At 53.5% G+C, this 24,883-nt stretch carries 24 protein-coding genes and 4 pseudogenes; 23 read left to right on the top strand and 5 right to left on the bottom strand.

The genetic code is table 11. The annotated features are described in order from the left end of the window. Positions 1–35 precede the first annotated feature (35 nt). The 3 genes from MIH19_RS18555 to MIH19_RS18545 form a co-directional block, all read right to left on the bottom strand. The gene (locus tag MIH19_RS18555; RefSeq protein ID WP_249006264.1) at positions 36–1,031 is read right to left on the bottom strand and encodes an IS5 family transposase; all 996 of its coding nucleotides are present in this window, start codon (positions 1,029–1,031) and stop codon (positions 36–38) included. A gap of 89 nt (positions 1,032–1,120) precedes the next feature. Next, positions 1,121–2,209: an IS630 family transposase gene (locus MIH19_RS18550; RefSeq protein ID WP_249006263.1), complete on the bottom strand. Its 1,089-nt coding sequence runs from the start codon at positions 2,207–2,209 to the stop codon at positions 1,121–1,123. A gap of 255 nt (positions 2,210–2,464) precedes the next feature. Then, the gene (locus tag MIH19_RS18545; RefSeq protein ID WP_249006262.1) at positions 2,465–3,406 is read right to left on the bottom strand and encodes a LysR family transcriptional regulator; all 942 of its coding nucleotides are present in this window, start codon (positions 3,404–3,406) and stop codon (positions 2,465–2,467) included. Positions 3,407–3,510: 104 nt separating this feature from the next. Here MIH19_RS18545 and MIH19_RS18540 point away from each other — a divergent pair, with 104 nt between their 5' ends. The 9 genes from MIH19_RS18540 to MIH19_RS18500 all read left to right on the top strand — a co-directional run bounded on the left by MIH19_RS18540 (position 3,511) and on the right by MIH19_RS18500 (position 11,127). Further along, positions 3,511–4,884: an aminotransferase class III-fold pyridoxal phosphate-dependent enzyme gene (locus MIH19_RS18540; RefSeq protein ID WP_249006261.1), complete on the top strand. Its 1,374-nt coding sequence runs from the start codon at positions 3,511–3,513 to the stop codon at positions 4,882–4,884. A 6-nt stretch (positions 4,885–4,890) separates the two neighbouring features. Continuing rightward, complete coding sequence (locus MIH19_RS18535) at positions 4,891–5,592, top strand: CoA transferase subunit A (protein WP_249006260.1); 702 nt, start codon at positions 4,891–4,893, stop codon at positions 5,590–5,592. Beyond that, entirely contained in the window at positions 5,582–6,235 is a 654-nt protein-coding gene (locus tag MIH19_RS18530) for a 3-oxoacid CoA-transferase subunit B (RefSeq protein WP_249006259.1), read from the top strand. Before MIH19_RS18535 ends, MIH19_RS18530 begins: the two co-directional genes overlap by 11 nt. Positions 6,236–6,259: 24 nt before the next feature. Beyond that, entirely contained in the window at positions 6,260–7,438 is a 1,179-nt protein-coding gene (locus tag MIH19_RS18525; protein WP_249006258.1) for an acetyl-CoA C-acyltransferase, read from the top strand. 75 nt (positions 7,439–7,513) lie between these two features. Further along, on the top strand, positions 7,514–8,167 hold the full coding sequence (locus MIH19_RS18520; protein WP_249006257.1) for an amino acid ABC transporter permease: 654 nt from the start codon (positions 7,514–7,516) through the stop codon (positions 8,165–8,167). Beyond that, the gene (locus MIH19_RS18515; RefSeq protein ID WP_249006256.1) at positions 8,164–8,886 is read left to right on the top strand and encodes an amino acid ABC transporter ATP-binding protein; all 723 of its coding nucleotides are present in this window, start codon (positions 8,164–8,166) and stop codon (positions 8,884–8,886) included. The genes MIH19_RS18520 and MIH19_RS18515 overlap by 4 nt, the downstream gene beginning before the upstream one ends. 65 nt (positions 8,887–8,951) lie before the next feature. Continuing rightward, the gene (locus MIH19_RS18510) at positions 8,952–9,722 is read left to right on the top strand and encodes a transporter substrate-binding domain-containing protein (RefSeq protein WP_249006255.1); all 771 of its coding nucleotides are present in this window, start codon (positions 8,952–8,954) and stop codon (positions 9,720–9,722) included. 149 nt (positions 9,723–9,871) lie between these two features. Beyond that, complete coding sequence (locus MIH19_RS18505) at positions 9,872–10,636, top strand: transporter substrate-binding domain-containing protein (protein ID WP_249006254.1); 765 nt, start codon at positions 9,872–9,874, stop codon at positions 10,634–10,636. Between the two features lie 29 nt (positions 10,637–10,665). Continuing rightward, complete coding sequence (locus tag MIH19_RS18500) at positions 10,666–11,127, top strand: GNAT family N-acetyltransferase (RefSeq protein ID WP_249006253.1); 462 nt, start codon at positions 10,666–10,668, stop codon at positions 11,125–11,127. 396 nt (positions 11,128–11,523) lie between these two features. On the opposite strand, the pseudogene MIH19_RS18495 reads toward MIH19_RS18500, so the two are convergent. Both MIH19_RS18495 and MIH19_RS18490 read right to left on the bottom strand, forming a co-directional pair. Continuing rightward, positions 11,524–14,383 (bottom strand): annotated as a pseudogene (locus tag MIH19_RS18495) (Tn3 family transposase). Between the two features lie 141 nt (positions 14,384–14,524). After that, positions 14,525–15,061, bottom strand: a pseudogene (locus MIH19_RS18490) (IS5 family transposase); the annotation flags it as partial. A 507-nt stretch (positions 15,062–15,568) separates the two neighbouring features. Here MIH19_RS18490 and MIH19_RS18485 point away from each other — a divergent pair. The 14 genes and pseudogenes from MIH19_RS18485 to MIH19_RS18425 all read left to right on the top strand — a co-directional run bounded on the left by MIH19_RS18485 (position 15,569) and on the right by MIH19_RS18425 (position 24,771). Then, entirely contained in the window at positions 15,569–15,886 is a 318-nt protein-coding gene (locus MIH19_RS18485; protein ID WP_249018607.1) for a hypothetical protein, read from the top strand. Beyond that, the gene (dctP, locus tag MIH19_RS18480; RefSeq protein ID WP_249018624.1) at positions 15,828–16,253 is read left to right on the top strand and encodes a TRAP transporter substrate-binding protein DctP; all 426 of its coding nucleotides are present in this window, start codon (positions 15,828–15,830) and stop codon (positions 16,251–16,253) included. Before MIH19_RS18485 ends, dctP begins: the two co-directional genes overlap by 59 nt. A gap of 2 nt (positions 16,254–16,255) precedes the next feature. After that, on the top strand, positions 16,256–16,552 hold the full coding sequence (locus MIH19_RS18475) for a hypothetical protein (protein ID WP_249006250.1): 297 nt from the start codon (positions 16,256–16,258) through the stop codon (positions 16,550–16,552). A gap of 29 nt (positions 16,553–16,581) precedes the next feature. After that, positions 16,582–17,124, top strand: a complete 543-nt coding sequence (locus MIH19_RS18470) for a TRAP transporter small permease (RefSeq protein ID WP_249006249.1) — start codon at positions 16,582–16,584, stop codon at positions 17,122–17,124. A gap of 2 nt (positions 17,125–17,126) precedes the next feature. After that, positions 17,127–17,909, top strand: a complete 783-nt coding sequence (locus tag MIH19_RS22495; protein ID WP_283164069.1) for a TRAP transporter large permease subunit — start codon at positions 17,127–17,129, stop codon at positions 17,907–17,909. Between the two features lie 46 nt (positions 17,910–17,955). Then, positions 17,956–18,396 carry a TRAP transporter large permease subunit gene (locus MIH19_RS22490; RefSeq protein WP_283164068.1) on the top strand — a complete coding sequence of 147 codons (441 nt, stop codon included), beginning with the start codon at positions 17,956–17,958 and terminating at the stop codon, positions 18,394–18,396. A 23-nt stretch (positions 18,397–18,419) separates the two neighbouring features. Next, on the top strand, positions 18,420–19,193 hold the full coding sequence (locus MIH19_RS18460; RefSeq protein WP_249006247.1) for an SDR family oxidoreductase: 774 nt from the start codon (positions 18,420–18,422) through the stop codon (positions 19,191–19,193). Between the two features lie 19 nt (positions 19,194–19,212). Beyond that, positions 19,213–20,148 (top strand): 3-hydroxyacyl-CoA dehydrogenase, encoded by a 936-nt coding sequence (locus MIH19_RS18455; protein ID WP_249006246.1) that lies wholly within the window; start codon positions 19,213–19,215, stop codon positions 20,146–20,148. 29 nt (positions 20,149–20,177) lie between these two features. Beyond that, positions 20,178–21,111, top strand: a pseudogene (locus MIH19_RS18450) (3-keto-5-aminohexanoate cleavage protein). Positions 21,112–21,123: 12 nt separating this feature from the next. Then, positions 21,124–21,285: a hypothetical protein gene (locus MIH19_RS18445; RefSeq protein WP_249006244.1), complete on the top strand. Its 162-nt coding sequence runs from the start codon at positions 21,124–21,126 to the stop codon at positions 21,283–21,285. A 437-nt stretch (positions 21,286–21,722) separates the two neighbouring features. Next, on the top strand, positions 21,723–22,787 hold the full coding sequence (locus MIH19_RS18440) for a LacI family DNA-binding transcriptional regulator (RefSeq protein WP_249018572.1): 1,065 nt from the start codon (positions 21,723–21,725) through the stop codon (positions 22,785–22,787). Next, positions 22,762–23,948, top strand: a pseudogene (locus tag MIH19_RS18435) (glycerate kinase). Before MIH19_RS18440 ends, MIH19_RS18435 begins: the two are co-directional and overlap by 26 nt. Before the next feature lie 196 nt (positions 23,949–24,144). Beyond that, the gene (locus MIH19_RS18430) at positions 24,145–24,504 is read left to right on the top strand and encodes a transposase (RefSeq protein ID WP_249006241.1); all 360 of its coding nucleotides are present in this window, start codon (positions 24,145–24,147) and stop codon (positions 24,502–24,504) included. A 3-nt stretch (positions 24,505–24,507) separates the two neighbouring features. Continuing rightward, complete coding sequence (locus tag MIH19_RS18425; protein WP_249006240.1) at positions 24,508–24,771, top strand: hypothetical protein; 264 nt, start codon at positions 24,508–24,510, stop codon at positions 24,769–24,771. Positions 24,772–24,883 lie beyond the last annotated feature (112 nt).

Raw genomic sequence — 24,883 nt, 5'->3', positions numbered from 1 at the left:
GCTTTTTTGACTAGATCTCGCCTTTTAGGCGCACTTTAGGCACCTGGAGACGGATTTAGCCTACGGGCCAGTACAAGATTGGCCAAGCCGAACAGCGTAAACAGCTGCGCCGTGTTCTTTAACAGCCCCCGATAGCGAACTTTACGATGCCTGAACAGGTTTTTCACCACGGGGAATGGGTGCTCAACCTTGGCACGGATCTGAGCTTTCACACGCTCCCGTTGGGCCGTCAGAGTCTTGCGCGGGCCTTCTTCCATCTTCTTAAGCTTGCCGCGCTTCTCAGCCACGTGCCAGACCACATCCAACCCTTGGAACTCTGGGCGTTTGGCCACGCCGGTATAGCCTGCGTCCGCGTAGGCTTCGGTTTCATCACCGTGCAACAGGTGTTCGGACTCGGTGATATCCGCCACGTTGGCAGCCGTACCCGTCAGGCTGTGAACCAGGCCGGAGTCTGCATCCGTACCGATGTGAGCCTTCATACCAAAGTGCCATTCATTGCCTTTTTTGGCCTGGTGCATTTCTGGTGGTCCGACGATTCGGTCCCGCGCCTTGGCCCGGTTCTTCGTGGATGGCGGCGCCGCAATAATGGTGGCGTCTACGATCGTGCCTTCGCGCATGAGCATGCCGCGCTCGGCCAGGTGGTCGTTGATCTGTTCAAAGATGACTTGGGTTAAGGCCTGCTTTTCCAGCAGGTGGCGGAACTTCAGCAGGGTCGTGGCGTCCGGAACCGACTCCACACTCAGGTCGATACCGACAAAGTCACGCAAGGCCTGGCTGTCATAAATGGCATCTTCCAGTGCTTCGTCGGCCAGGGCATACCACTGCTGAACAAAGTACATCCGCAGAATGCGCTTCAGGGGAATGGGCGGGCGTCCTCGCTTGCCGCGAGACTCGGGATAGTAATAGGGCGAGAGCGCTTTCAGCAGCCGTGACCAGGGCACGGCTTGTTCCATCTCGGCCAGAAACCGCTCACGTCGGGTTATCTTTTTCTTGGCGGCGAACTCGGCTTGGGCGAAACTCGTCTGCTTCATGATCGTTCCTGGTCGGTTCGATTGTCGGGGATTTGATTTTAACAAATCCAGAGCTCAAGCTGAATTAATCAGCGTTTCCCTAGTGTCCCTTAACAGAAGTCCGTTTGTTTATTGAGTTTGTCTGATAATCTAGCGATTGACTCAATAATCTGGTCGGCAGATTTATGCCATTCAAAGGGTTTCGGGTCGTCATTGTAAATCTTCAGATAGTCTTTGATCGAGCTCTCAAGCTCACGTGTGCTGCGATGTGAATTTCGTTTAATCCAGCGCTCTGAAATCAGCCCAAAGAACCGCTCGACTTGATTGATCCAGGATGCTGAAGTCGGCGTGAAATGCACGTGATAGCGCGGCCTCGCGGCAAACCAGGCGCGCACCTTTGCCGTTTTGTGCGTCCCGTAATTGTCCATGACTAGATGAACGTCCAAATCGTGTGGGACGGCGCGATCAATCTCTTTTAAAAAGGCCAGGAATTCCGTTGCACGGTGTCGGCGATGAAGTCTGCCGATCACTTCCCCGGTCGCTATATCAAGTGCCGCGAACAGCGTCGTGGTGCCATGTCGGACGTAATCATGTGTTCTGGTTTCTGTGTGCCCGAAGGACAGGGGCAGCGCTGGCTGAGTTCGATTGATAGCTTGTATCTGACTTTTCTCATCGACACACAGCACCAACGCCTTCGTTGGTGGGTTCATGTACAAGCCAACGATATCGTGAACCTTGGCTACAAAATGGGGATCGGTAGACAGCTTGAACGTATCATGGCGATGCGGCTTCAAACCAAAAGCCCTCCAGATTCGACTCACCGACATAGCGCTCAATCCGGCCTCTTTTGCCATCAGCTTCGTCGACCAGTGGGTGGCATTTTTTGGCTTTTCCCTGAGCGTTTTATTAATTAAATCAGTAACCTTTTGATCATTTATGGTTCGAGGCCGACCGGTTCTGGGCGCATCAGTCAGGCCTGCAACCCGGCGCGCCTTAAAACGGTTTCGCCACTTACTCACCGTTTCGGAGGTCACCCCAACGCGGTCACCGACCACCCTGCCTGGAAGGCCTTCAGTACTTAGCAGAATGATGCGCGCTCGCAACTGTTCAGCCGCAGGCATGCGTTGTCGCCGCAACCACGACTCCAACTCCTCTCGCTCAGAGTCACTTACTTCAAGGGGTCTAGCTATCCGCGCCATGAGCACCTCTCCTGTGTCTGTTTGTCAGATTATACAGGACAGAAAAATTATCTATACGGATTTTTGTTAAGGGACACTAGAGAGTCCAGTTTATCTTTAAATATTAGTGCGTTACGTTTCCGGATGAGAACTAAATAGACTAAATAGGTAGTAACAATAGCTAAGGGAAGCACAGGGGAATTGATCAGCGCTACCCTAAGCCAGATTTATTTTCCATGGCCACGGGCCAACAAATATACCTGTCCCGGTTTTCGATCACGACTGACCTCGTTTTGGCCGGAGCCTTGAGTCCGGATAGGTTTTCAGAAGTTCATTACCAGTTCGGCGGATGGAATCGAGGGCCTGCACGTTTTTCCAGTCTTCCCGGTAGACCATTCCGAAACTGAAAGAAATTCTGGGGGAAAAGCGGCGCATCACCACATCTGTCCGGCCCATTAGCTGGTCTGTTGCTGTAATCGGATTTATCACACTGACCCCTACGCCATTGGCCACCAGAGCGGCGATGGCGCCAATATTCGATTCGGTTTTGCCGGCAATCGAAATCGAGTGGCTGGCTGCGAGGTTTAGCAGCGGGTCTGCGCCTACGTTGGGTTGGTTGCTGATGACGAGATGTTGATCCTGCAGGTCTGCAATCGTTATCTCATCCTTTTTTGCCAGGGGATGACCGTTGGGGACCAGGCAGAGCGCCTGAGTAGTCAGCCATTCTTCAATCCGGAGCAGTCTTGAACTTACTGGCAATGTGACGAATCCGATGTCCGCGTGACCGGATTCGACTTCCCGGAGTACGTCATGGCTGGACATCATGTCAAAACTTATGCTGAATCCGCGATTTACCTCCAGCAGAGTTCCAATCAGCCGGGGTACAAATCCGAATGCTAGCCCCGGGATTGCAGCAATACGCAGGCGCGAAGTGCCGAACTCCTTCAGCGCCAGGACACTGTGCCGTAACTCCTCGACATTTCCCATCAGGCGAAGAATCTCCTCGTAGAGTTCCAACGCTTCGGGTGTGGCGACCAGCCGGTTTTTCTCCCGCAGGAACAGCTGGATCCCGAGATTGCTTTCCAGCCGGGACAAGGATCTGCTTACCCCGGACTGGGTGACTCCCAGCGTCCGTGCGGCCTGAGAGGCACTTCCGGCCTCCAGCAGCGTCTTGAAAATTGCGAGGGATTTCAGCGAATGTATGTTGATGTCAGCCATGAGCAAAAGTCATCGAGTCCGGTAAAAAGATCATATCTTGAAATACTCTCACATGTCTGCCTAGACTGAAACTCATTCAAAGGGCAACAATAATGGATTGCAATATGTCATCTTCTCCACTTTTCTATCAGGCTGGCCCTGCGCTTCCTCAGATTTCCCATGGACGAGGGGTTTTTCTCTGGGATACAGGCGGTAAGGAGTATCTTGACGGCTGCTCCGGTGCAATTTCCTGCAATCTCGGGCATCACCACGCTGGTATTCGTGATGCCATGCTGGCCCAGCTGGATCGGGTGGCCTTCACTTACCGGACCCAGTTCGAGAACGCACCGGCCATGGCGCTGGCTCAAGAGCTGGTCGAGATGACCGACCATGATCTTGAAAAGGTTTTTTTTGTGTCCAGTGGTTCGGAGTCAGTAGAGTCTGCAATCAAGCTGGCCCGTCAGTATTTTGTAGCCCGAGGAGAATCCCACCGGCGCCATTTTGTCTCACTGCGCCCGTCCTACCATGGCAGTACGCTCGGTGCTCTAGGCGTGACAGGATATCAGCCTCTTGAGGCACCGTTTGCAGATATCACACGGGCCTCCATCAAGGTGCCTGGCCCGGATTTCTACCGTCGCACAGAGACCGATGATGACGCACATGTCCGCAATGTGCTTGAGGAAACCCGTAAGCGAATTGATACCGTCGGCGGTGAAAACATCATTGCTGTGATTCTTGAACCGGTCGGCGGCGCCAGTACAGGCGCCCGGATGGTCAATCGGGCCTATCTGGAAGGGATTCGTGAATTGTGCGACGAGATTGGCTGTCTGCTGATCTATGACGAAGTCCTGTCCGGTGTTGGCCGCACCGGCACCTGGTTTGCCTACCAGAACTGGGGCATTGCACCGGACCTGCTGACCACGGCAAAGGGTCTGGGAGCCGGCTATTATCCGGTGGGTGCCCTGCTGAGCCGGGCGAACATTGTTGACACTGTTATGGCCAATGGTGGTTTTCAGCATGGCCACACCTATGCCGGTAATCCGCTGGCCTGTGCGACTGGCCTGGCTGTCGTAGAAACGATCAGAACCGAGAAGTTGCTGGATAACGTTGTGGCCCGTGGCGCGCAACTCTGCGAGGGCATGACCGCCCTGAAAGCCCGCTTTGACTTTGTTGGCAATGTCCGGGGTATCGGATTGCTTTGGGGGATGGAGCTGGTTATGGATCCGGTAACGAAGTCGCCATTTCCCGCCGAGGCCAACCTGTTTGCCAGTGTGACCGCCCTGGCTAAGGAGGAGGGGCTCCTGATCTACCCCCGCCGGACTCTGAATGGGCTGGCCGGCGATCACTTTCTGATCACTCCTCCACTGAACATTTCCGAATCTGAGACTACCCTACTGCTGAAGCGACTGACACGAACCTTGCACCGTCTGGAAAACGAGGTAGTGGCGCCGTTGCTTCAATCGATCGCAGAACCTGACACCCAGAGCACCGTAGGCTGAGCCCGAATGACATCGTTAAATCAGAAATACATATCTATCGAAGCTGCCATTGGAATAATTCCTGATGGTGCCTCCATCATGGTTGGCGGTTTTGGTTCGCCGGGTACGCCGTTCGCCTTGCTGGATGAGCTGCTCGCGCAGGGCCAGAAGGAATTAACCCTGATCAAGAATGATGCCAATGAACCAGATATCGGCATTGGGCGGCTGATCCGGGCTGGCCGGGTGCAGCGCCTGATAACGTCACACATCGGACTCAACCGTATAGCGATTGAAGAGATGAATCGGGGTCAGCTGGTGGTTGAAATGTACCCCCAAGGTCTGCTGGCAGAGAAGATCCGTTGTGCCGGCGTCGGTCATCCTGGTTTTCTGACCGACATTGGCCTCGAAACCGAGATCGCCCAGCACCGCCGCGAGATCGAAGTCAACGGCCAAACCTGTGCGATTGAGCCGGCCATCCACGCCGACTTTTCACTGATTCATGCGGACCTCGCTGACCACTACGGCAACCTCGTCTACCGGGGCACCGCAATTAACTTCAACCCCCTGATGGCGATGGCAGCGGACATGGTCATTGCCCAGGCATTCCGGGTGGCCGCGCCAGGTGAATTGAAGCCTGAAGCGGTTCATACGCCCTGTGCTTTCGTTAACCATGTGGTGCAGGTCGATCCTGCCACCAGTAATCAGGGAATTCGTGCCCATGCCGTCTGATCAGGAAAGAATCCTCGCCCGAGCCGCCAGAGAAATCCTGCCTGGCCAGATTGTGAACCTCGGAATTGGCCTGCCACAACGCTTGTTCCATTACATGCCGGAGGATCAGGAAGTGTTGGTGCACTCCGAAAACGGAATTCTAGGCTGTCAGCCTGTTGCGGAGAATGCCGTCCCGGACTACGAGATGATCGATTCGGGCGGCGCCTATATTGGTGTGACGCCTGGAGCCAGTGTCTTTGACAGCGCAGTGTCGTTTGCCATGATCCGTCGCAGCCGGGTGAACGTGACGTTCATGGGCGCGTTTGAGGTGGATCAGCAGGGTAATCTGGCCAACTGGAAGATACCGGGTAAGTTTTCTCCCGGTATTGGTGGGGCAATGGAGCTGGCTCAGAAAGTCGAAAAACTGGTGGTGCTGTGCTCGCACAACGACAAACACGGTAACCCGAAAATTCTCAGACAATGCAGGTTGCCCCTTACTGCGCCCCGGTGTGCCTCGCTAATCGTGACCGAGAAGGCAGTTATGGCGGTGACGGAGAGAGGACTGGAAGTGATTGATATCGCCGAGAACCTGGATGTGGAGACCTTGCGGGCCGCTACAGAAGCCGAGCTTATTATTAATGAAAGCCAGCTCGGTAGATTTTGACATCGAATTTGCGAGGAGTGTGCTATGAAAGCCGCCTATATTGTTGACTTCGCTCGCTCGGCCTTTACCCGGGCCCATCCGCGCAAGCCCGAGGTTGACGCCTGGTCCGGGCAGCGCGGCGATGCTCTGCTAGGCCAGGTGATAGATGCCCTGCTGAATCGCACGAAAGTGCCGGGCAACACGATTGAGGATCTCAGCGTGGGGTGCGCATTACCGGTTAAGGATCAGTGGAGCTTTGGTGGTCGCTACCCACAATGGTTGTCCGGGCTGGGCATACAGTGCCCTTCCCGTCAGATCGACCAGCAGTGCGGTTCCGGTCTGGCCGCGTTGCGATCCACCGCCCGGGAAATTCAGGCCGGCGCGATCGAAACCGGCATGGCTGGTGGATACGAAAATATGTCTCGCGTTCCGATGGGCCCCGCCCTGTTCGAGGAAGGGGTGCTGATCATTCCCGAGTCTCTGAAACAGGCGGGTAGCGTCGACCTGACAGTGGCCATGAATATGGGGCTGACTGCCGAAAATCTGGCACGGGAGGCCCATTTGTCCCGTGAAGCAATGGATGCCTTCGCTGTCCGTTCTCACCAGAGGGCTGCCAGGGCTGAGCAGGAGGGCTGGTTTGCGGGGGAGCGCCTGGCGCTCAGAAACCCCGCCGGTGAATCGGTTGAACGCGATGCGAATATCCGACCGGGTACCAGTGCAGAGCGACTGGCTGATTTAAAACCCGCGTTCTCCGATGACGGTCAGGTGACGGCAGGCAACAGCTCACCGCTGACCTCCGGCGCCAGTGCGGCACTGTTGATGTCTGAAATTGCGCTGAACTTGCACGGGCTGTCGCCACTCGCCAGGGTCGTGGCGGTCGCCGACTGCGGTGTATCACCGGAGTGCATGGGAGCCGGAGCGACCGTGGCGGCAGAACGTGTGCTTAAGGCTGCGGGGCTCAGTGCCAGTGATATCGATGCCTGGGAAATCAATGAAGCGTTCAGTGCAGTGCCGCTGTATGCCATCCGTTCGCTGGACATTGATCGTGAACGGGTAAACATCTTCGGTGGCGCCCTGGCGCTGGGACACCCACTGGGAGCAACAGGCATTCGTTTGGCGGGCACATTGGCGCGCATATTGCGGCACCAGGGTGGGCGTTTTGGATGTGCTACAACCTGCGTTGGCGGGGGGCAGGGGATCGCGCTGGTTCTCGAGCGTTGCTGACTTCCGTTTTGCAAAACGGGCGAATTCCATTAACAAAAAAACTATGGTTTGATCACGACCTATAGGAATTCAATAATGACGTCGTTTTTTGAGAATCTGATCTCTACCTTTCCAGCTTTCATGGAAGCCGCCTGGATGACTCTGCGCCTAACTGGTGTTTCACTGGTTCTGGCCTTTGTCATCGGGCTTGTTTTCGCGCTGTTGAAGGTCACAGGTGTGCGCTGGTTGGGCCTGCTCTACAACGGGTACGTGGGCATTATCCGTGGTACACCCCTGATCGTACAGATCATGTGGCTGTACTTCGGAATCACCCAGATTGTCGTCCTCTCGGCCTTTTGGGCCGGCACCATCGCTCTTGCCATTCACAGTGGCGCCTACATCGCCGAAATCTTTCGGGGCTGTATCCAGTCGGTGGAAAAGGGTCAGATGGAAGCCGCCGAATCCCTCGGGATGAAGCGCGCCCTGGCCATGCGTCGGGTGATCCTGCCTCAGGCCCTCAAACGGGCCATTCCGCCTCTGGGCAACCAGTTCATTATCGGCCTCAAAGATTCCTCGCTCGTGGCGTTTATTGGTATTACGGAAATCTTCAGTCTTTCCATGGACAACGCCGCAGTGACCTTTAAACAGCTTGAGTTCTACACCATCGCAGGACTCTATTACCTGGCTATGGTGACCATCGTCACCTTCGTTCTGAGCCGTGTTGAAAACCGGATGGATACAGCCAAATGATCAAAGTCGAGAAGCTTCACAAGTATTTTGATGGCCTCCATGTCCTCAAGGGCATCGACCTTGAAGTGGCACCCCAGGAGGTTGTAGTCATGATCGGCGCCAGCGGCTCGGGTAAAAGTACGCTGCTGCGTTGCCTGAACTTCCTGGAGATGAAGGACGATGGGCGAATCTTCATTGACAGCAAGGAGGTGGACCCCACCACCACGCCTCTGAACAAGGTGCGCGAGCACGTTGGCATGGTGTTTCAGCATTTCAATCTGTTCCCGCACATGACTGTACTGGAAAACGTTATTGAGGCACCTGTCCACGTCAAGAGGATCCCCCGGGCCGAGGCGATCAAATCCGCCAAGGACCTGCTGGAAAGGGTGGGCTTGAGCGATAAGGGTGATGTTTATCCGGAGAAACTGTCCGGCGGCCAGAAACAGAGGGTTGCTATTGCTCGTGCTCTGGCCATGGAGCCTTCAGTGATGCTGTTTGACGAGCCGACGTCCGCGCTGGATCCGGAGCTCGTTGGTGAAGTGCTTGACGTCATCAAGAGCCTGGTCGCCGATGGCATGACCATGGTGGTGGTGACTCATGAAATGGGCTTTGCCCGGGAAGTCGCTGACCGAGTCGTCTTCCTGGACAAGGGGCTGATCGCCGAGCAGGGGCCGCCGGAAACCTTCTTTAGCAACCCTCAGCACCCACAGGCGCAGCAGTTTCTCAGCCGGGTACTGTAACCCATGAGCATTTCAATCAATGAAGATCTCACTGCATTGATCTTCTTCAACGAAAGGGGAAAACAATGAAAAAAATGATCCGTAACCTGATTGGAGCCAGCAGTGCTCTGATCATAGCCGCCACCATCAACGTGGCTCATGTCGACAGCGTACAAGCTGCTGATAAAGAGGTCTTCACCTACGCGATGACCGGTCTGTACCCGCCGTTCAGTTTCCGTCAAAACGGCGAACTTTCAGGCTTTGACACGGAAATCGGGAAGGCGCTGGCCGAGGAGATGGGCATGGAGCCAAACCCCGTGGCCACTCCGTGGCAGACCCTGATCGCGGCGCTCAAGTCTGACCGCTTTGACGCAATCATTGGCAGTATGGCGATAACCGAGGAACGGCAAAAGCAGGTGGGTTTCACCGACCCATACTACAGCTCCGGTGCCCAGGTCTTCGTGAGTGCTGGTAGCAGCGAACTCAACGAGGTTGAGGATATCCGCGGCAAGACTATCGGCGTATTGGTTTCCAGCAGTTTTGCCGATGCCGCCCGCGAGTACAGTGACGACATCAATACTTATACGGACGACGCCACCGCGCTTCGGGACGTCACCGTCGGACGTGTGGTGGCAGTGATCACGGACCAACTGGTTGGTGAAAATGCGATCCTGAATGCCGGCCTTGAGGTCGAGCCGCTGGGTGACCCGATCTACGTCGATGACATCGGTATTGCCGTCAACAAGGGCAATGAGGTACTGCTTGAGAAGCTCAACAAGGCTCTGGCAGCCATCAAGGCTAACGGTAAGTACGCAGCCATCAGCGAGAAGTACTTCGGTCGCAACATTGCCGAATAAGTCCTGCCCTGAACGACTGAAAAGTATCATCGGGTGCTCTGATACCCAGAGCACCCATCCATCCCGTAATAAACGGAAACAACAACAATGTACAAAAAGAAAACAAAACAAAACAAAACAAAACAAAACAGAGTCCGATAAAAAGCCTGATGGCGACGCTAGCGACCACGACATGCATTCTCGCGCTGGCTGTAACTATCTCCCCGTTTCTGATCAAAGACGCTCAGGCAGACGACGCTAAGGAAACATTCATATTCGCCATGGATGGACAGTACCCGCCATTTAACACTCGCCAAGGAGATCGTATCTACGGCTTCGACGTCGATATCGGTGAGGCTATTTCCCGAAAAATGGGCATGCACCCCGAACCCGCTGTCAATCCTTGGCAGACGCTAATCGCTGCTCTCAAGGCCGACCGTTTCGATGCCATTATCGGAAGTATGGCGATTACTGAGGAAAGGCAGAAAGAGGTGTCCTTCTCGGAACCCTACTACACTTCTGGCGCTCAGGTTTTTGTTAAGAAAGACGACGATAGAGTGTCGATAGAATCGCTCAAAGGTAAGCGAATCGGTGTTCTTGTATCAAGCACTTTCCAGAAAGTTGCTCGAGAGATGACTCAGGATGTACAGACCTATCCAAGCGACATCACGGCGCTAAATGACCTGACAGTTCCCGGCCGACTGGACGCAGTCATTACTGATCAGCTAGTGGGCGAGCATGCTATTCAGGAAAGTGGACTGCTCCTTCGCAAGCTAGGAAAGCCGTTGTATGTTGACAAAATGGGCATCGTCGTCAACAAGGGGGACGATGAGCTACTGGAAAGGATCAACACCGCCCTGGAAGGGATTATCGCAGACGGTACCTATGCTGACATCAGCGAAAAATATTTCGGTCGCAACATCCTGGCGCCCTGACGCCGATACCCAGAGGTCATCGATAGTCTATGAGCATCAGGATTCAACCCTTAGAACCACAATACATTCCTAAGCTTGCCGCATGGCATCAGGCCGAGTGGGCGCACCTGGACAGGTCTCTCGATGAGCCAACCCGGCAAGCAAGACTGGAAGAACACTGTTCAACCACGAGCCTACCCGCCACTTTTATCGCGCTGGATGGCGACACCCTGGTCGGTGGCATCTGCCTGGCACCGCACGATATTCCCGACCGGCCACAGTATTCTCCTTGGATCTCAAGAATCTACGTAACACACGACCAGCGCGGAAAGGCAATCGGCAAGGCGTTGATCGACCATGCCAAAGAAGCGCTTCGTCAGCAGGGCCACGAGGCGCTCTACCTGATCACCGAAGACAAGGGATCCTACTACGCAAAGATAGGTTGGCTGAAAGTGGAAGACTACAGGCTCAACGAGCACCCCGTGGAAATTATGAGAATCGCACTCAATTGAGCGCGGCCCCCCCACGACCGGAAGGCTGGCGCTGGTCATCCGGCCGGTCTTCGCGGTGATGAATGTCTTCGGCATCAAGGCATTGAGCGTGATCGACAGCAGCTTTGCCCCCTGCATTCCGACTCTTGCTATCACGAAAAAGAACCCGGCAACTTAAAACTCTTCAGGAGCATAATAATGTTATCCAGGATTTCGGAAGGATTTTCCGGCCTAATAAGCAAATACCTGCCTGATGCCTTTGTAATAGCCGTAATAATGACACTTGGCGTCCTTTTGGCCGCATGGGTGACAACCCCAGGAAGCGGGATGGAAATAGTTAACTCTTGGGGGAGCGGATTCTGGGTTTATCTGACCTTCACAATGCAAATGGTTCTCTTGCTGATGACTGGTATGACATTAGCTTCCAGTCCACTCTAGATCGGGTAACCTTTCGCTCAATTCAAAGTTGTAGGTGCCCTTGAGGTTAATGTTATGCCAAGCCACCGGGGAGGCCTGTTTTACGATTCCCATTCTCTTGGTATCTCCGTGATATTCAAAGCTGGTCAACAGCTGGCTGAGTATCCTGGAGTTGAAATAGATGATGGCATTGGTGACCAACCGAGCGCACTCGTTCCATAGTTGGATTTCTTCATCTGAGCTACCTCGGAACTGATCCCCATTAACGTTGCTCACGGCTCGGCGCAACTGGTGATAGGCCTCTCCACGGTTCAGCGCACGCTGAACGTAATTGCATAAACTGGCATCATCGATGTAGCACAGCAAGTAGTTCGCTTTCACCAGGCGGTTGTATTCCGTCAGAGCTTCCAGTAACGGGTGATTGTGTTTGTACCCCGAGAGCTTTCTTACCAATGTGGATTGTGTTGTTTTCCTTTGTTTGAGCGATACTGCGATCCGTTGGATGGTATCCCAGTGCTGCGCGATCCTGTGGGTGTTGATGGGCTTTTTCAAGCGCAGCTGAATTCTGTTCTCCTCGTCTTCCTTGACATCAAACATTTCATTGATCACTTTGCCAACCTGGGCATAGCGCGGAGCAAACTGGTATCCGAACAGATCCAGTAACGCGAAGTTCACATGGTTAACACCATGCGTATCGGTTGAGAGCACATCCGGAATGATTTCTGAGGTATTGCTCATCAGCAAATCAAAGATGTAGTGAGATTCATGTTCATTGGCACCGATCACTCTGGCGTTGATCGCGGCATGATTGGCGATCAAGGTCATGGCAGAAACACCTTTTTGAGTGCAAAAGTACTTCGACGAGTAGCGGGTTTTGAAGGTCTCGCGCCGGGCCTCGAACTTTTGACCATCGGCACTGGCGTGGATCATATCCTCCTGGATGTTGTAGTACCTGAAGATGGGTAGCTTGGCCGTTGCGTTATTGATGTTGTCGTTGGCAGCATTCAAGGCTTCCAATCGAAGATAGTTCGCCTGGATGGTACTGAGCTGATTATAGGTACGATCGGAGATCTGCGCCATGCCGTAAATGCCCTGATTGGTTGCATTGCCAACCAGAATCGCCAACAGATCATATTCATGTGTTCGGCTTCTGGATTGGGAACCCAGCACATGCGCGAAGCTGTCAATGAAGTTTGTGTCGCGGTCCACCATGCGCAGTACATCCGCGACACCCGTCGTGGGTATTTGCTGGAATAAGGGGTTGTTGACCAGATGATGTTTGCTGGCTGAAGGTAAGCGCCAGAAGCGTTTGCCCTTCGGATTGCGCAGGATAATATTCCGGTTGTCTTCTTGTTCCAGATACTCGCTGACCTCGTGTAAACGAGTATCCAATTCAATCGCCATCTGCTCGATCAACTTATTAGGCTCTTTGGCCAATTTTGCCAACTGGCTCTGCTCTAGCAGTGTATATTTGTTTTTTCGCCAGTTTTTACTGTCAATCAGGTCGGCATCAAGCGCCCGGTATTTAATGATTGCAGGCAGTGTCAGTTTGCAACTGAGCGTCCTGGCCGTTGAGTTCGCTTTGTGCTTTCTCCAGGGCGGTCGCTAAATGCTGGGTACCATCGCTGCCTTCGAAGCGCAGACACAGGAACAGCTCTCGCAGTAAACCTTTGCGTAGATTGTCTTTCCCGCCGTAGTACTGCCACATGGCTTCATCGACAGACCGCCGCTGCTCGTTCAGGAAGAGACAGACGGATTCCAGATCTTTTTTGGCCAGCAGGCTCAGTGCTTTTTGTCTGACCGTTACAAACGGTATTTGCAAATCGATGCTGTCGTCAATGAACAAATGCAGCACTTCAGCTGCCTTGCTGACATTTTTTGCGGCCTTTTGCCAATCCTGATAAACCGCTTCCTGTGCATGCTCCTTTGCCTTCTGTTTGGTCTGTCTGACATGATGTACAAAGCCATCAGCGATGCGTTCCAGTGCCTGTTGCCATCGCGCCTGCAAGTAGCACAGCAAATACAGTCTTTGATTCCCGGCGGTTTGTCGTTTCAGTTTGGCACCGTAATAGTCGACTTTCTCCGCCTGGTGTTGCTGATTTTTCTGGGACAACGATAGCGTGCTCATGAGTAGATCCACTTCCGGCATCCAATGCTGAGTGTGGCGATACACGGCCAGTTCTTTTTCAAGTTCGGTTCCGGTGAAGTTGCGCGCCGATTGTCGCAATTGCCGAAACGGCAACAACCCTCCACCGTTCACAAGATCAGCCAGTGCTTGCTTGAGCTCCGGGGACATTGCACGCTCAATGTGGGTTGTCATGTGTTCCTGTTCATCACCCACCACCTGGCTGATCATCTTTTGCAGCGTGCTGTAAGCAGGAATCGCAATCTTCTGCACAGACAAATACTCAATGACTGCGTCGAAAAGATGCCGCGGAGCTGCCCAGGCCCTGGCCTGATGGGTTAAATGGGCACGCAGCGCCACCTCATGGTCTTTGGCGTTCCAGCGCTGATAATTACAAAGTTGAAATATCCGTTGGTATATCCGTTCGTTTTCTTTCGGAGATAGATTGAAAGGCCTGCAGCCCGGACCCGGCAACACGCTTTGGTGAACGTATTTAAGATCTTGTTTGATCTGATGGAAACCAGGATTCAACACTACCGGCTTGGCTTTGAAATAGCCCAGCAGTACAACCAACATGTAGCGCTGGCCCCGGTGACGGAGGCCTTTGGCGGTTGCCCGTTCCTTATCGTTCAGAGCGAAAAAGAAGCGTTGGTCGGCGGACGTAAAAGCGGGAGGTCCATAAAACTCATCTTGTTCCGCCTCGGACAAGATCTGAGCGCGTTCTTCGAATGCCATAGATTTAACCCAAAAAGGCTAAATCTTACTCAAATATAGTGGAAATAGGGACCTCTCAAAAAGTAATACCCCTCTGAAGGACAGGCCATCCGTGGCCTCCAGAGGACTTTGTCGTTTTTGGACGGAAAATCCCTAGAACCCCTTCATGCTGATATACCACTCGTTGCCTTTATTGGTCTGATGCATCTCTGGATCTCGCGCCTTTGCCCGGTTCTTGGTCGAAGGCGGTGTTGCAATAATAGTGGCATCAACGATCATACCTTCGCGCATTAGCATGCCGCGGTCGGCCAGATGACCGTTGACCTGTTCGAAGATCACTTGAGTCAACGCCTGCTTTTCCAGTAAGTGGCGGAACTTCAACAGCGTCGTGGCATCCGGGACGGATGCCACGACCAGGTCAATCCCAACAAAATTGTGCAGCGCCTGGCTGTCATAGATTGCATCTTTCAGCGCTTCGTCCGCCAAGGCATACCACTGCTGCACAAAGTACATCCGCAGCATGCGCTTTAAAGGTATTGGGGGGCGTTTACCGCGCGAATCAGGATAGTAGTGCGGTGATAGTGCGTTCAGCAGCCTCGGCCAAGGCACGGCCTGCTCCATTTCTGCCAAAAATCGCTCACGGCGGGTCGTCTTTTTCTTGGCAGCAAACTCTGCCTGGGCGAAACTCGTTTGCTTCATGACAGCCTCTGGCTAATCCTGCGGAGGAACTACCATTTTACTAAACCGGCAACGCGAGGGGAATAAATCAGTGTTTCCTTAGGTAAACCCGAACTGTTTTGTTTTGGTTAGTGGTGGGCATTGTATTGAACTCAGCGGCCAAGCTTTTCCTCAAAATGAACATCGTTTTGCTCATAAGCTCGTTATTATCTTTGAAAAATAATCTGGTGAAGCTTACGTCTTACTTCGCTCAGTTTTTCCCGAAACTGGGCTAAATGTCTATTAAAAATAAATTATGACTACGTATTCAGTGTTAATAATAAAATTTTTCCTCTTTTTAAATAGATAGATACGTCTAGTCTTGACGAATTTTTTTATACACTCTTGCATACGTAACCTTTCTCCCCTATAACATTACTTGGCCCGAACAGCAGTACAGAATCTCGGTTTTGAGGCCCGTATTACGTAGGTGACAAATACAACGACAAAACGCACAGCTTTATTGCTGGACTACGACTAGAGTACTGTATGAAGCTTTACCTCTTTCTTACATCTTTGGCCGCTGCCGTCGCCTTGGCCATTTCAACCCAAGCTCTTGCAGAATCGGAGCGTGTTATCAATGTGAGTCTACCGCTCGGCCCTGACTCACAGCAGGGTATTGGGGTTCTTAAATTTGGTGAGGAGCTTGAACGCCTATCAGACGGTCGGCTAACCATTGAGCCCCACTACGACAACGCATTGGGTGCCGAACGCGAAGTCGTCGAAGGCATGGGCTTTGGCATCATCGATGCCGGCATTTCCTCTACCGGTCCAATGGGGGCTTCGTCGACGAATTTATGCTCTTGACCTGCCCTACGTATTCGAGAACCACGAGCATGCTTATGCCTTCCTGGACAGCGAATATGGCGAGCAGCTCGCCCAGCTGGCCGAGGAAGGAATGAACGTGAAGTTCCTGGCGTGGATGGAGAACGGCTTTCGCCACAACACCAACTCGGTACGTCCGATCGAGAAACCCAGCGATCTCGAAGGCATTAACCACCGCACTCAGGAAAGCCGCGTCCAGGTCGATACCTGGCAAGCACTGGGTGCCAACGCGACGCCCATGGCCTGGACCGAGGTTTACACCGCCCTCCAGCAGGGTGTTATGGACAGCCAGGAAACCCCCTTGCCACCATCTATGACGTTAACTTCTACGAAGTTCAGGACTACCTGAACATGACCCAACACGTCTATTCGCCAGCGCCACTGATGATGGGCCTGGACCTGTTCAATTCCTTCAGCGAAGAAGATCAGGCGATCATCATGGAAGCGGCCCAGATCGCCCTACCGGTTCAGCGTGAAGCCAGTCAAGAGCTGGAACAGCGTTACCTCGTTCAACTAGAGGAATTGGGCATGACCGTGACCCATCCCGACCTCGCCCCTTTCCGCGAAGCGGTCAAACCCGTTCTAGAAGACTGGGCTCCCACCATAGGTGAAGATCTGGTCAACGCTGCCATCAATTTCGAGTACTGAGCCAACGATGCCCGCAGGAACTGTTTCCTGTGGGCAACTTTTTAACGCATGAGGCAGCCATGAATACTTATTTATTGGCGATCCACAGAGCCATCGATGAGTTCAACCGTCTGATCGGCTGGATATTGGCAGGGTTGTTGCTTCTGATGACGATGCTCATCTTCTGGCAGGTATTTGCCCGTTTCGTCGTGGGCAGCCCGCTGTACTTCTCTGATGAAATAGCCCGCTTCTCCATGCTCTGGTTGACTTTCCTCGGCGCCGGTTATGCCTATCGCAAGGGCACCCTAATCTCCGTGGACATATTACTGGAACACGCCGGAAAAAAACTGGCTCGTATGCTGAGGATTGCCATCATCCTGTGTTCCGCCCTCTTCGCCTTCATCATGATCAAGTACGGGTACGACCTTATGGATCGTGTCGCTAGCCAGACCGCTCCCAGCACTCGAGTTTCCATGATGTGGCCTTATATGGCCATTCCCGCAGGAGGCGTGGTTATCATGATCAACAGCCTGGGACTGTTGATCGATGAGGCACTCAACATACCCAACCAGCCCAAGCAGGAGGTGAACTGACCATGGCACTGCTCTTGTTCCTGCTGCTGATTTCGCTGTTCATCATCGGAGTACCCATTGCCCTCTCGCTCGGACTGGCCTCTGCCATAACTATTTGGCATGGGGATTTATCACCCTTGTTGATCGTCCCCCAACAGCTCATCGCGTCGGTGAATTCCTTCCCGTTGATGGCGATACCCTTCTTCATCCTCGCGGGTTCCTTGATGCAAAGCGGTGGAATATCCCGGCGTCTGGTCGACTTCTCCAACACCCTGGTCGGTAGCATGACAGGCGGCTTGGCGATGGTGGCCATCGTCACCTCGCTGTTCTTCGCGGCCATCTCAGGATCAGGCGCAGCCACTACCGCAGCCATCGGCGCAATCATGATCCCGGCCATGCTGGCCAAGGGCTACCCAGGAGGTTATACCGCCGCCAACCAAGCTGCTTCCGGCGCCCTTGGCGTCATTATCCCGCCCAGCATCCCACTGATTCTCTACGCTATTGCCGCTAATGTGTCCGTGGGGGACATGTTCATCGCAGGCATTCTGCCAGGCATTCTAGTCACTCTGACTCTGCTGATCTTTGCCTACTTCTTCGCCAAGGCCAATGGTTTGGCTGGGAGTATCGAAAAGAGTTCTTGGATGGACGTCCTGAGAGCGGGGCGCAAGGCTATCCTAGCAATCCTCATGCCCGTCATCATCTTGGGCGGCATCTACGGAGGCATCTTCACGCCGACTGAAGCCGCAGTCATCGCGGTGGCTTACTCTTTCCTAATTGGGTTTGTCATCTATAGGGAAATAAGCTGAACAGCCTGGTTGATATCCCAAGCAATCGGCTGTTACCAGCGCTATTGTGCTAAGCATCATCGGCGCTGCAGGGCTCTATGGGCGTATTCTTCAGCGGCTAAGGGTGCCTGACATAGTGTCTCAATTCGCAATATCGGCCATCGACAGCCCATTACTGTTCATTATCCTGGCCAATCTCCTGCTGTTGTTTGCAGGGATGTTTATTGAGGCAGCAGCGGCGATCCTGATCTTCGTGCCTATCCTGTTGCCCATTGCGATCAGCTTCGGATTCGACCCTGTCCACTTCGGGATCATAATGGTGGTCAACCTGGCCATGGGCATGTTCACCCCACCGGTCGGGCTCAACCTCTTCGTGGCATCCCAGATTGCTAATATTAGTATCGCTCGCCTCACCTGGGCCGTCCTGCCCTTCGTAGGAATCGTGCTCATCAATCTTCTGATCATCAGCCTGCTGCCTTTCCTGTCTACTTGGCTGCCTTCGCTGTAAACCCCTCCAAGGAGAGAAACTTTATGACCGTCGTAGAAAGTTTAACGCCACGCCATGGCCTCAGAGTACTGATTACCGCTGGTGCCAATGGTATCGGTTTAGCAATTGCTAAGGCCTTCCAGGAGGCGGGCGCACGAGTTCACGTCTGTGATATCGACACCCAAGCCTTGGCCTCGCTGCCGGAGGGCATCTCACACACTGTGGCTGATGTCAGCCAAGAAGAGGACGTCGACCGGCTGTTCCAAGATGTCGCCTCTCTGGGTGGGCTTGACGTCGTAGTTAATAATGCCGGCATCGCCGGGCCCACTGCGGGGATCGAAGAGATCGATAATGACGCTTGGACCCGCACCATCGACATCAATCTCAATGGTCAGTATCGGGTTGCTCGCCGCGCGACACCGTTACTGAAGGAAAGTCAGGGGCTGCTGATCAACCTGGCTTCGGTCGCAGGTCGCCTGGGCTTTGCCTACCGCACTCCTTATGCCGCCAGCAAATGGGCTGTCGTCGGACTGACCAAGAGCTTGGCTATCGAGCTCGGCCCGGAAGGAGTGAGAGTCAACGCAATTCTACCTGGCATTGTTCGTGGACCGCGTATTGAGAAGGTCATTGAAGACCGCGCGGCCAAGCGCGGGATTAGCTATGCCGAAATGGAGCAGGAAAATCTTTCTAAGATATCCATGCGACGCATGGTTGAACCCTCCGACATTGCCTCTATGGCCCTGTTCCTGTCAGCACCTGGTGGTACCAATATTTCAGGTCAGGCGCTGAGTGTCTGCGCCAATGTTGAATCTTTGTAACTGATATAGGAGTAGCCCCATGACAGCACGTATAGGAATTATCGGTGCAGGCTTGATTGGCCGGGCTTGGGCCATTGTTTTTGCTCGAAGCGGGATGTCTGTATGTCTCTATGATGTTGATGCTAGCGCTCTCAACCAAGTCCGAGACGGCATTCGTCAATCTCTTCAAGACCTACTACAGGCTGGCCTGGTTGAAGATGTTGAGGCTCCGCTATCTCTCATCCAGACAGAAAGCGATCTGGCACATGCCATGAAGGGTGTTGAGTACGTTCAGGAATGTGGGCCAGAAGACGTTGATGCCAAACGATGTATCTATACAGACCTTGAGTCGGTGGTGGCCACAGATACCGTGCTGGCAAGTTCTACCTCCGGCATCGCCGCGTCCCGGTTCACCGACGACCTGAAACACCCTGAGCGCTGCTTAGTAGCACATCCTGTCAATCCACCTTACTTGATTCCATTAGTCGAAATAGTTCCATCACCTGCCACTTCGGAAGGAGCGGTGAACCGCACCATGCAACTGATGGAACAAGCTCAGCAAATCCCGATACTGGTTCGTAAGGAAGTCCAAGGCTTCATTCTCAACCGTTTGCAAGGCGCATTGTTGAACGAAGCGCTACGCCTGTTTCGCGATGGCTATGTTTCCGCTGAGGATCTGGATAAGACAGTCAAACACGGGCTTGGCCTGCGTTGGTCGTTTATGGGGCCGTTCGAAACCATCGACCTTAATGCTCCTAATGGAGTCGTCGATTACGGCCATCGCTATGGACCACTTTACCGCGATGTTGACCGTCAGCGCAGCGATGATGATCCCTGGGATACCGCAACCCTGGCTGCCTTGGGCCAGGAACGCCGGGCTCAGCTACCTTCCGAAGGTCTAGCTGAGCGGCAAGCCTGGCGCGACCGACGCCTAATGGCGCTGATGGCCCATCAGCGCAATATCGATACCAAATAACTTTTCGACTTAACTAGGAGAAATTTCTAATGGCTAACAAACGTAAAGTTATTATCACCTGTGCCGTAACCGGTGCCATCCATACGCCTTCCATGTCGCCACACTTACCGGTGACACCTGAAGAAATTGCCGAGGCAGGCATCGCTGCTGCCGAGGCAGGCGCTTCCATACTTCACCTCCATGCCCGCGATCCCGATAATGGCAAGCCCACACAAGATCCATCTGTCTTCGAGCGGTTTCTGCCGCGTATCAAGAAAGCTACCGACGCGGTCATCAACCTTACCACTGGCGGCAGGCCGCATATGACAGTTGAGGAACGTATGCGGCCGGCCATGGAGTTTAAGCCTGAGCTTGCCTCTATGAACATGGGGTCGATGAACTTTGGGCTGTTTCCCATGCTTAACCGATATGAGAATTTTAAGCACGAATGGGAGCGTGCCCACCTTGAGAATAGTCGCGACCTGGTGTTCAAGAACACTTTCGCTGACATCGAGAAGGCCATGACACTTGGTGAAGAGAACGGCACCCGCTTTGAATGTGAATGCTACGATATTGGCCATCTTTACAATTTACGCAATTTGATGGATCGCGGCATTATTAGTGGAAAAGTCTTCGTGCAGAGTGTGTTTCGGCATCCTGGGCGGTATCGGCCCCCACCCTGAGGATGTTATGCATATGCGCCGAACCGCCAACCGCTTATTCGGAGATAGCTACGAGTGGTCAGTTCTGGGTGCCGGAAGCAGCCAGATGCGCATCGCTGCTCAGGCGGCAGCCATCGGCGGTCATGTTCGCGTCGGTCTTGAAGACTCGCTATGGCTTTCTCCAGGCAAGTTAGCCGAAAGCAACGCAGCACAAGTAACCAAAGTACGCGAAATTCTCGAAGGCCTTTCCTTTGAAGTAGCAACGCCCGACGAAGCACGCGAGATACTTCAACTTAAAGGTGGCGACCAAGTCGGCTTTTAGGGAGATTACTTAATGCCAGTGTATCGACTCGAAGGTAACGTTCCCGAAATAGCGCCAGGCGCCATGATGATGGAAGAAGCTACGCTGATCCGGCGTATTCACCATGCCCACGAAGTCTCTGTCTGGCCTGGCGCAGTGCTACGAGGGGATAATGAACCTATCACAGTCGGGTAGGGCAGCAATCTGCAAGATGGCTGTGTGGTACATACCGATCCTGATTACCCGGTCGACATCGGCCGCCAGATGACGGTAGGGCACCTGGCCATGTTACATGGATGTAAAATCGGCGACGGCGTACCAGTGGGCATGAACGCTACGCTACTTAATGGCTCGAAATTTGTGAGCATTGCATCATAGTTGCCGGTGCTTTGGTCACCTCGGGCAAACGATTCCCTCCGCGCTCCTTAATTGTGGGCGTGCCCGCTAAGGTTGTCAGAGAGCTAACCGATGGTGAAGTGCAAGGAGCATTAGATAACAGCAAGGTTTACGTGAAAAGATCGACCAGTATTGATCTCTTGAAAAGCTGTGAGAGTGAGGACGGTAATTCACCGCCTTTGGTTCTGTTGAATCGGGCTGTATATGATTTAGACGGCCCTTTGAGAGCGTGATGCATGAAAAGAAAATCCGTAACCTCCCGCGATGTGGCGAAGTTAGCCGGCGTGTCCCAGTCAGCAGTGAGTCGCAGCTTTTCGCCTGATGCCAAGGTGGCGGAGAAAACGCGTAAAAAGGTGATGGCGGCAGCCCGGGAACTAGGATATCGCCCCAACTCCATTGCGCGCTCGCTGATCACCAGATCGAGTCGTACCATTGCTGTGGTGACTTACAGTCTCGAAAATCCGTTCTATAGTGTCATTTTGGAAAAGGCGTCACGCTATTTTCAGCAACAGGGGTACCATCTTCTGCTTTTCTTTGCTCCGTCATATAGCGGTTTCGCCACGGTAATCGACGACATAATTAGAAGCCAAGTCGAGGGTGTGCTGATGCTGGCTATAACCATGGACAGCGCCCAGGCCGAGGAGGTAGTGGATTTTGGTATTCCCTTCGTTGTCATCAATCGTACGGTCAATTTTGATGGTATTAGCCAGGTCGGCAGTGACAACCACAGTGGAGGTTATTGGGCAGGTCACTACCTTTCCTCCCTTGGCCATCGTCGTATTGCCTATCTGGGAGGATTGCCAGGCTCTTCCACCGACCTCCAACGGCAAGCCGGCTTTCTAGAGGGGCTTGCCGCCGTGGGAGTGGATTGCCATGCGATGGAGGTAGGTAACTACCGTTACGCAGATGCCTGCCATGCAACGAGGCGCCTGTTTGCTAATCCAACACCACCGGATGCGCTTTTCTGTGCTAACGACCTGATGGCATTTGCTGCTATTGATACCTTGCGGCATGAATTGGGCATTGAAGTGCCTGATGACGTCTCGGTCATCGGTTTCGACGATATACCGATGGCGGCTTGGCCGAGTCATTCCCTGACGACCCTGAAACAGCCGGTGGAATTGATGGCCTTTAAGGCCACTGAGCTACTGATGGCGCAGATCAATCAGATCGATATTAATACGGAGCACATCATGCTCCCGGTAACGCCGATGCTGCGAAACAGCACCCGGCGCTCGGCACGCAATCCTGAGGAGAACCTAGAGGAGGCGAGCGATGTACATTATCCTAGCGCCAGATAGCTATAAGGATGCTCTCTCGGCTAGCGAGGCCGTCGGCGCGATCGCTGACGGTACTCATAGAGCTTTACCATCTGCAGAGTGTGATGCTTGCCCGATGGGCGATGGTGGGGAAGGTACTTTGGATGCTTTGATTGTCGCTACGGGAGCAGAGCGGCGATACCAGATGGTCCAGGGACCTTTGGGGCAACTTCGTCAGGCAGTGTGGGGCTGGCATCCCATTAATTGCACAGCTTATATCGAACTGGCTGAAGCGTGTGGTCTGCAGCACCTGGCGCCTCTGGAGCGCACGGCACTGCATAGCTCCACCCATGGGGTAGGTGAACTGATTATCGCCGCCCTTGACGCAGGTGCCAAGCGCATAATACTCATGCTGGGGGTAGTGCGACCAACGACGCGGGTGCAGGTATGCTGCAGGCTTTAGGGGCAAGATTGCTTGATGACCAAGAACGACCTCTGCCGCCCGGTGGGGCGGCTCTGATCAATCTTGCTCAAGTGGAGCTTGATGGGCTTGATTCGCGCCTGTCTGAGGTGATCGTTGAGACCGCAGTGGATGTAGATAATCCGCTGGTCGGTGAGCACGGCGCCAGTGTTGTATTCGGCCCTCAAAAAGGCGCTAGCGAAGAAGATGTAATCATATTGGATGCTGCGATCGCACATTTCGCCGACAAGGTGGCTGAGACTCTCGGAGAAGACTTTCGTGAATTACCCGGCTCAGGGGCGGCTGGAGGAATGGGGTTCGCGGCACATACATTTCTGAGAGCGGAGCTGCGTCCAGGTATAGAACTGGTGATGGCACAGTTAGGGTTTCGACAACGACTTGAGCGTGCCGATTTGGTCATTACCGGCGAGGGAAGGCTAGACGGTCAGAGCATGGCAGGGAAAACCCCAATTGGCATTGCCCGCTGCGCACAGGAAATGGGTGTTCCAGTAGTTGTGTTAGCGGGTAGCCTCGGTGAGGGATGGCAGTTGTCATATAACGAAGGCGTTACCGCTGCATTAGCTTTGGCCGATGGGCCGTTGGCACTGGACGAAGCTCTTTTACGCTGTGCAGAACTGCTATCAGATCGTGCAGAGAGCGTCGTGCGTTTATTTTACTCGGTATCACCACGGTTGTTGCCTAACGGCGATGGTATGCAACGCAAGCCGGCCCATCCAAGTTAAATACTGAGAGAGGTCTTCATGCCGGACTGTTACGGGACTAGCCAAATCTTGGGGGTCTCTCGCCATTCTGTGAATGAGCTACTGGGAGAGAATTGCGCTGTCAGCCCTGAAATGGCACTAAGGAAACACTGATTAATTCAGCTTGAGTTCATGCTTTGGTAAAAAATTAAACCTCCAATAGCCGCATTGACTAGGAATGATCATAAAGCAAACGAGTTTCGCCCAGGCAGAGTTTGCTGCCAAGAAAAAGACGACCCGCCGTGAGCGGTTTCTAGGCGAGATGGAACAGGTGGTGCCCTGGTCGCGGCGGCTGAAGGCGCTCTCACCCTATTATTATCCCGATTCCCGCGGCAAACGCGGACGCCCGCCAATTCTCCTGAAGCGCATACTGCGGATGCATTTTGTCCAGCAGTGGTATGCCCTGGCAGACGAGGCTCTGGAAGATGCCATCTATGACAGTCAGGCCCTGCGTGACTTTGTTGGCATCGGCTTAAGTGTGGAATCGGTCCCGGACGCCACGACCCTGCTGGAGTTTCGCCACCTGCTGGAAAAGTAGGCGTTGACTCAAGTGATCTTCGAACAGGTCAACGGTCATCTGGCCGACCGCGGCATGCTAATGCGCGAAGGTATGATCGTTGATGCCACTATTATTGCGGCACAGCCCTCCACCAAGAATAAAGCGAAGGCGCGAGATCCAGAGATGCACCAGACCAGGAAAGGCAACGAATGGTACTTCGGCATGAAGTGTGGGCTCTTAATAAAGTCGGTAACAAACATAATAGAGTTGGTAACTTCCGGCTTTGCAGCAAACCTTAAATCATAAGGTCACAAGGTTTATCAATTGCTTAGCCGATTACGGCCTAACCTTGATTCATTCGGTGAACGTGATTTGCAGCCCGAAAGTTACCAACTTTATTCTTTGTCGCTGTTTTTTT

It is taken from the genome of Marinobacter sp. M1C, from assembly GCF_023314135.1.
In the GTDB taxonomy this organism is placed as follows: Bacteria; Pseudomonadota; Gammaproteobacteria; order Pseudomonadales; family Oleiphilaceae; genus Marinobacter.
The sequence above is the reverse complement of the archived record's forward strand: the minus strand, read 5'-3'. Positions and strand labels throughout refer to the sequence as shown.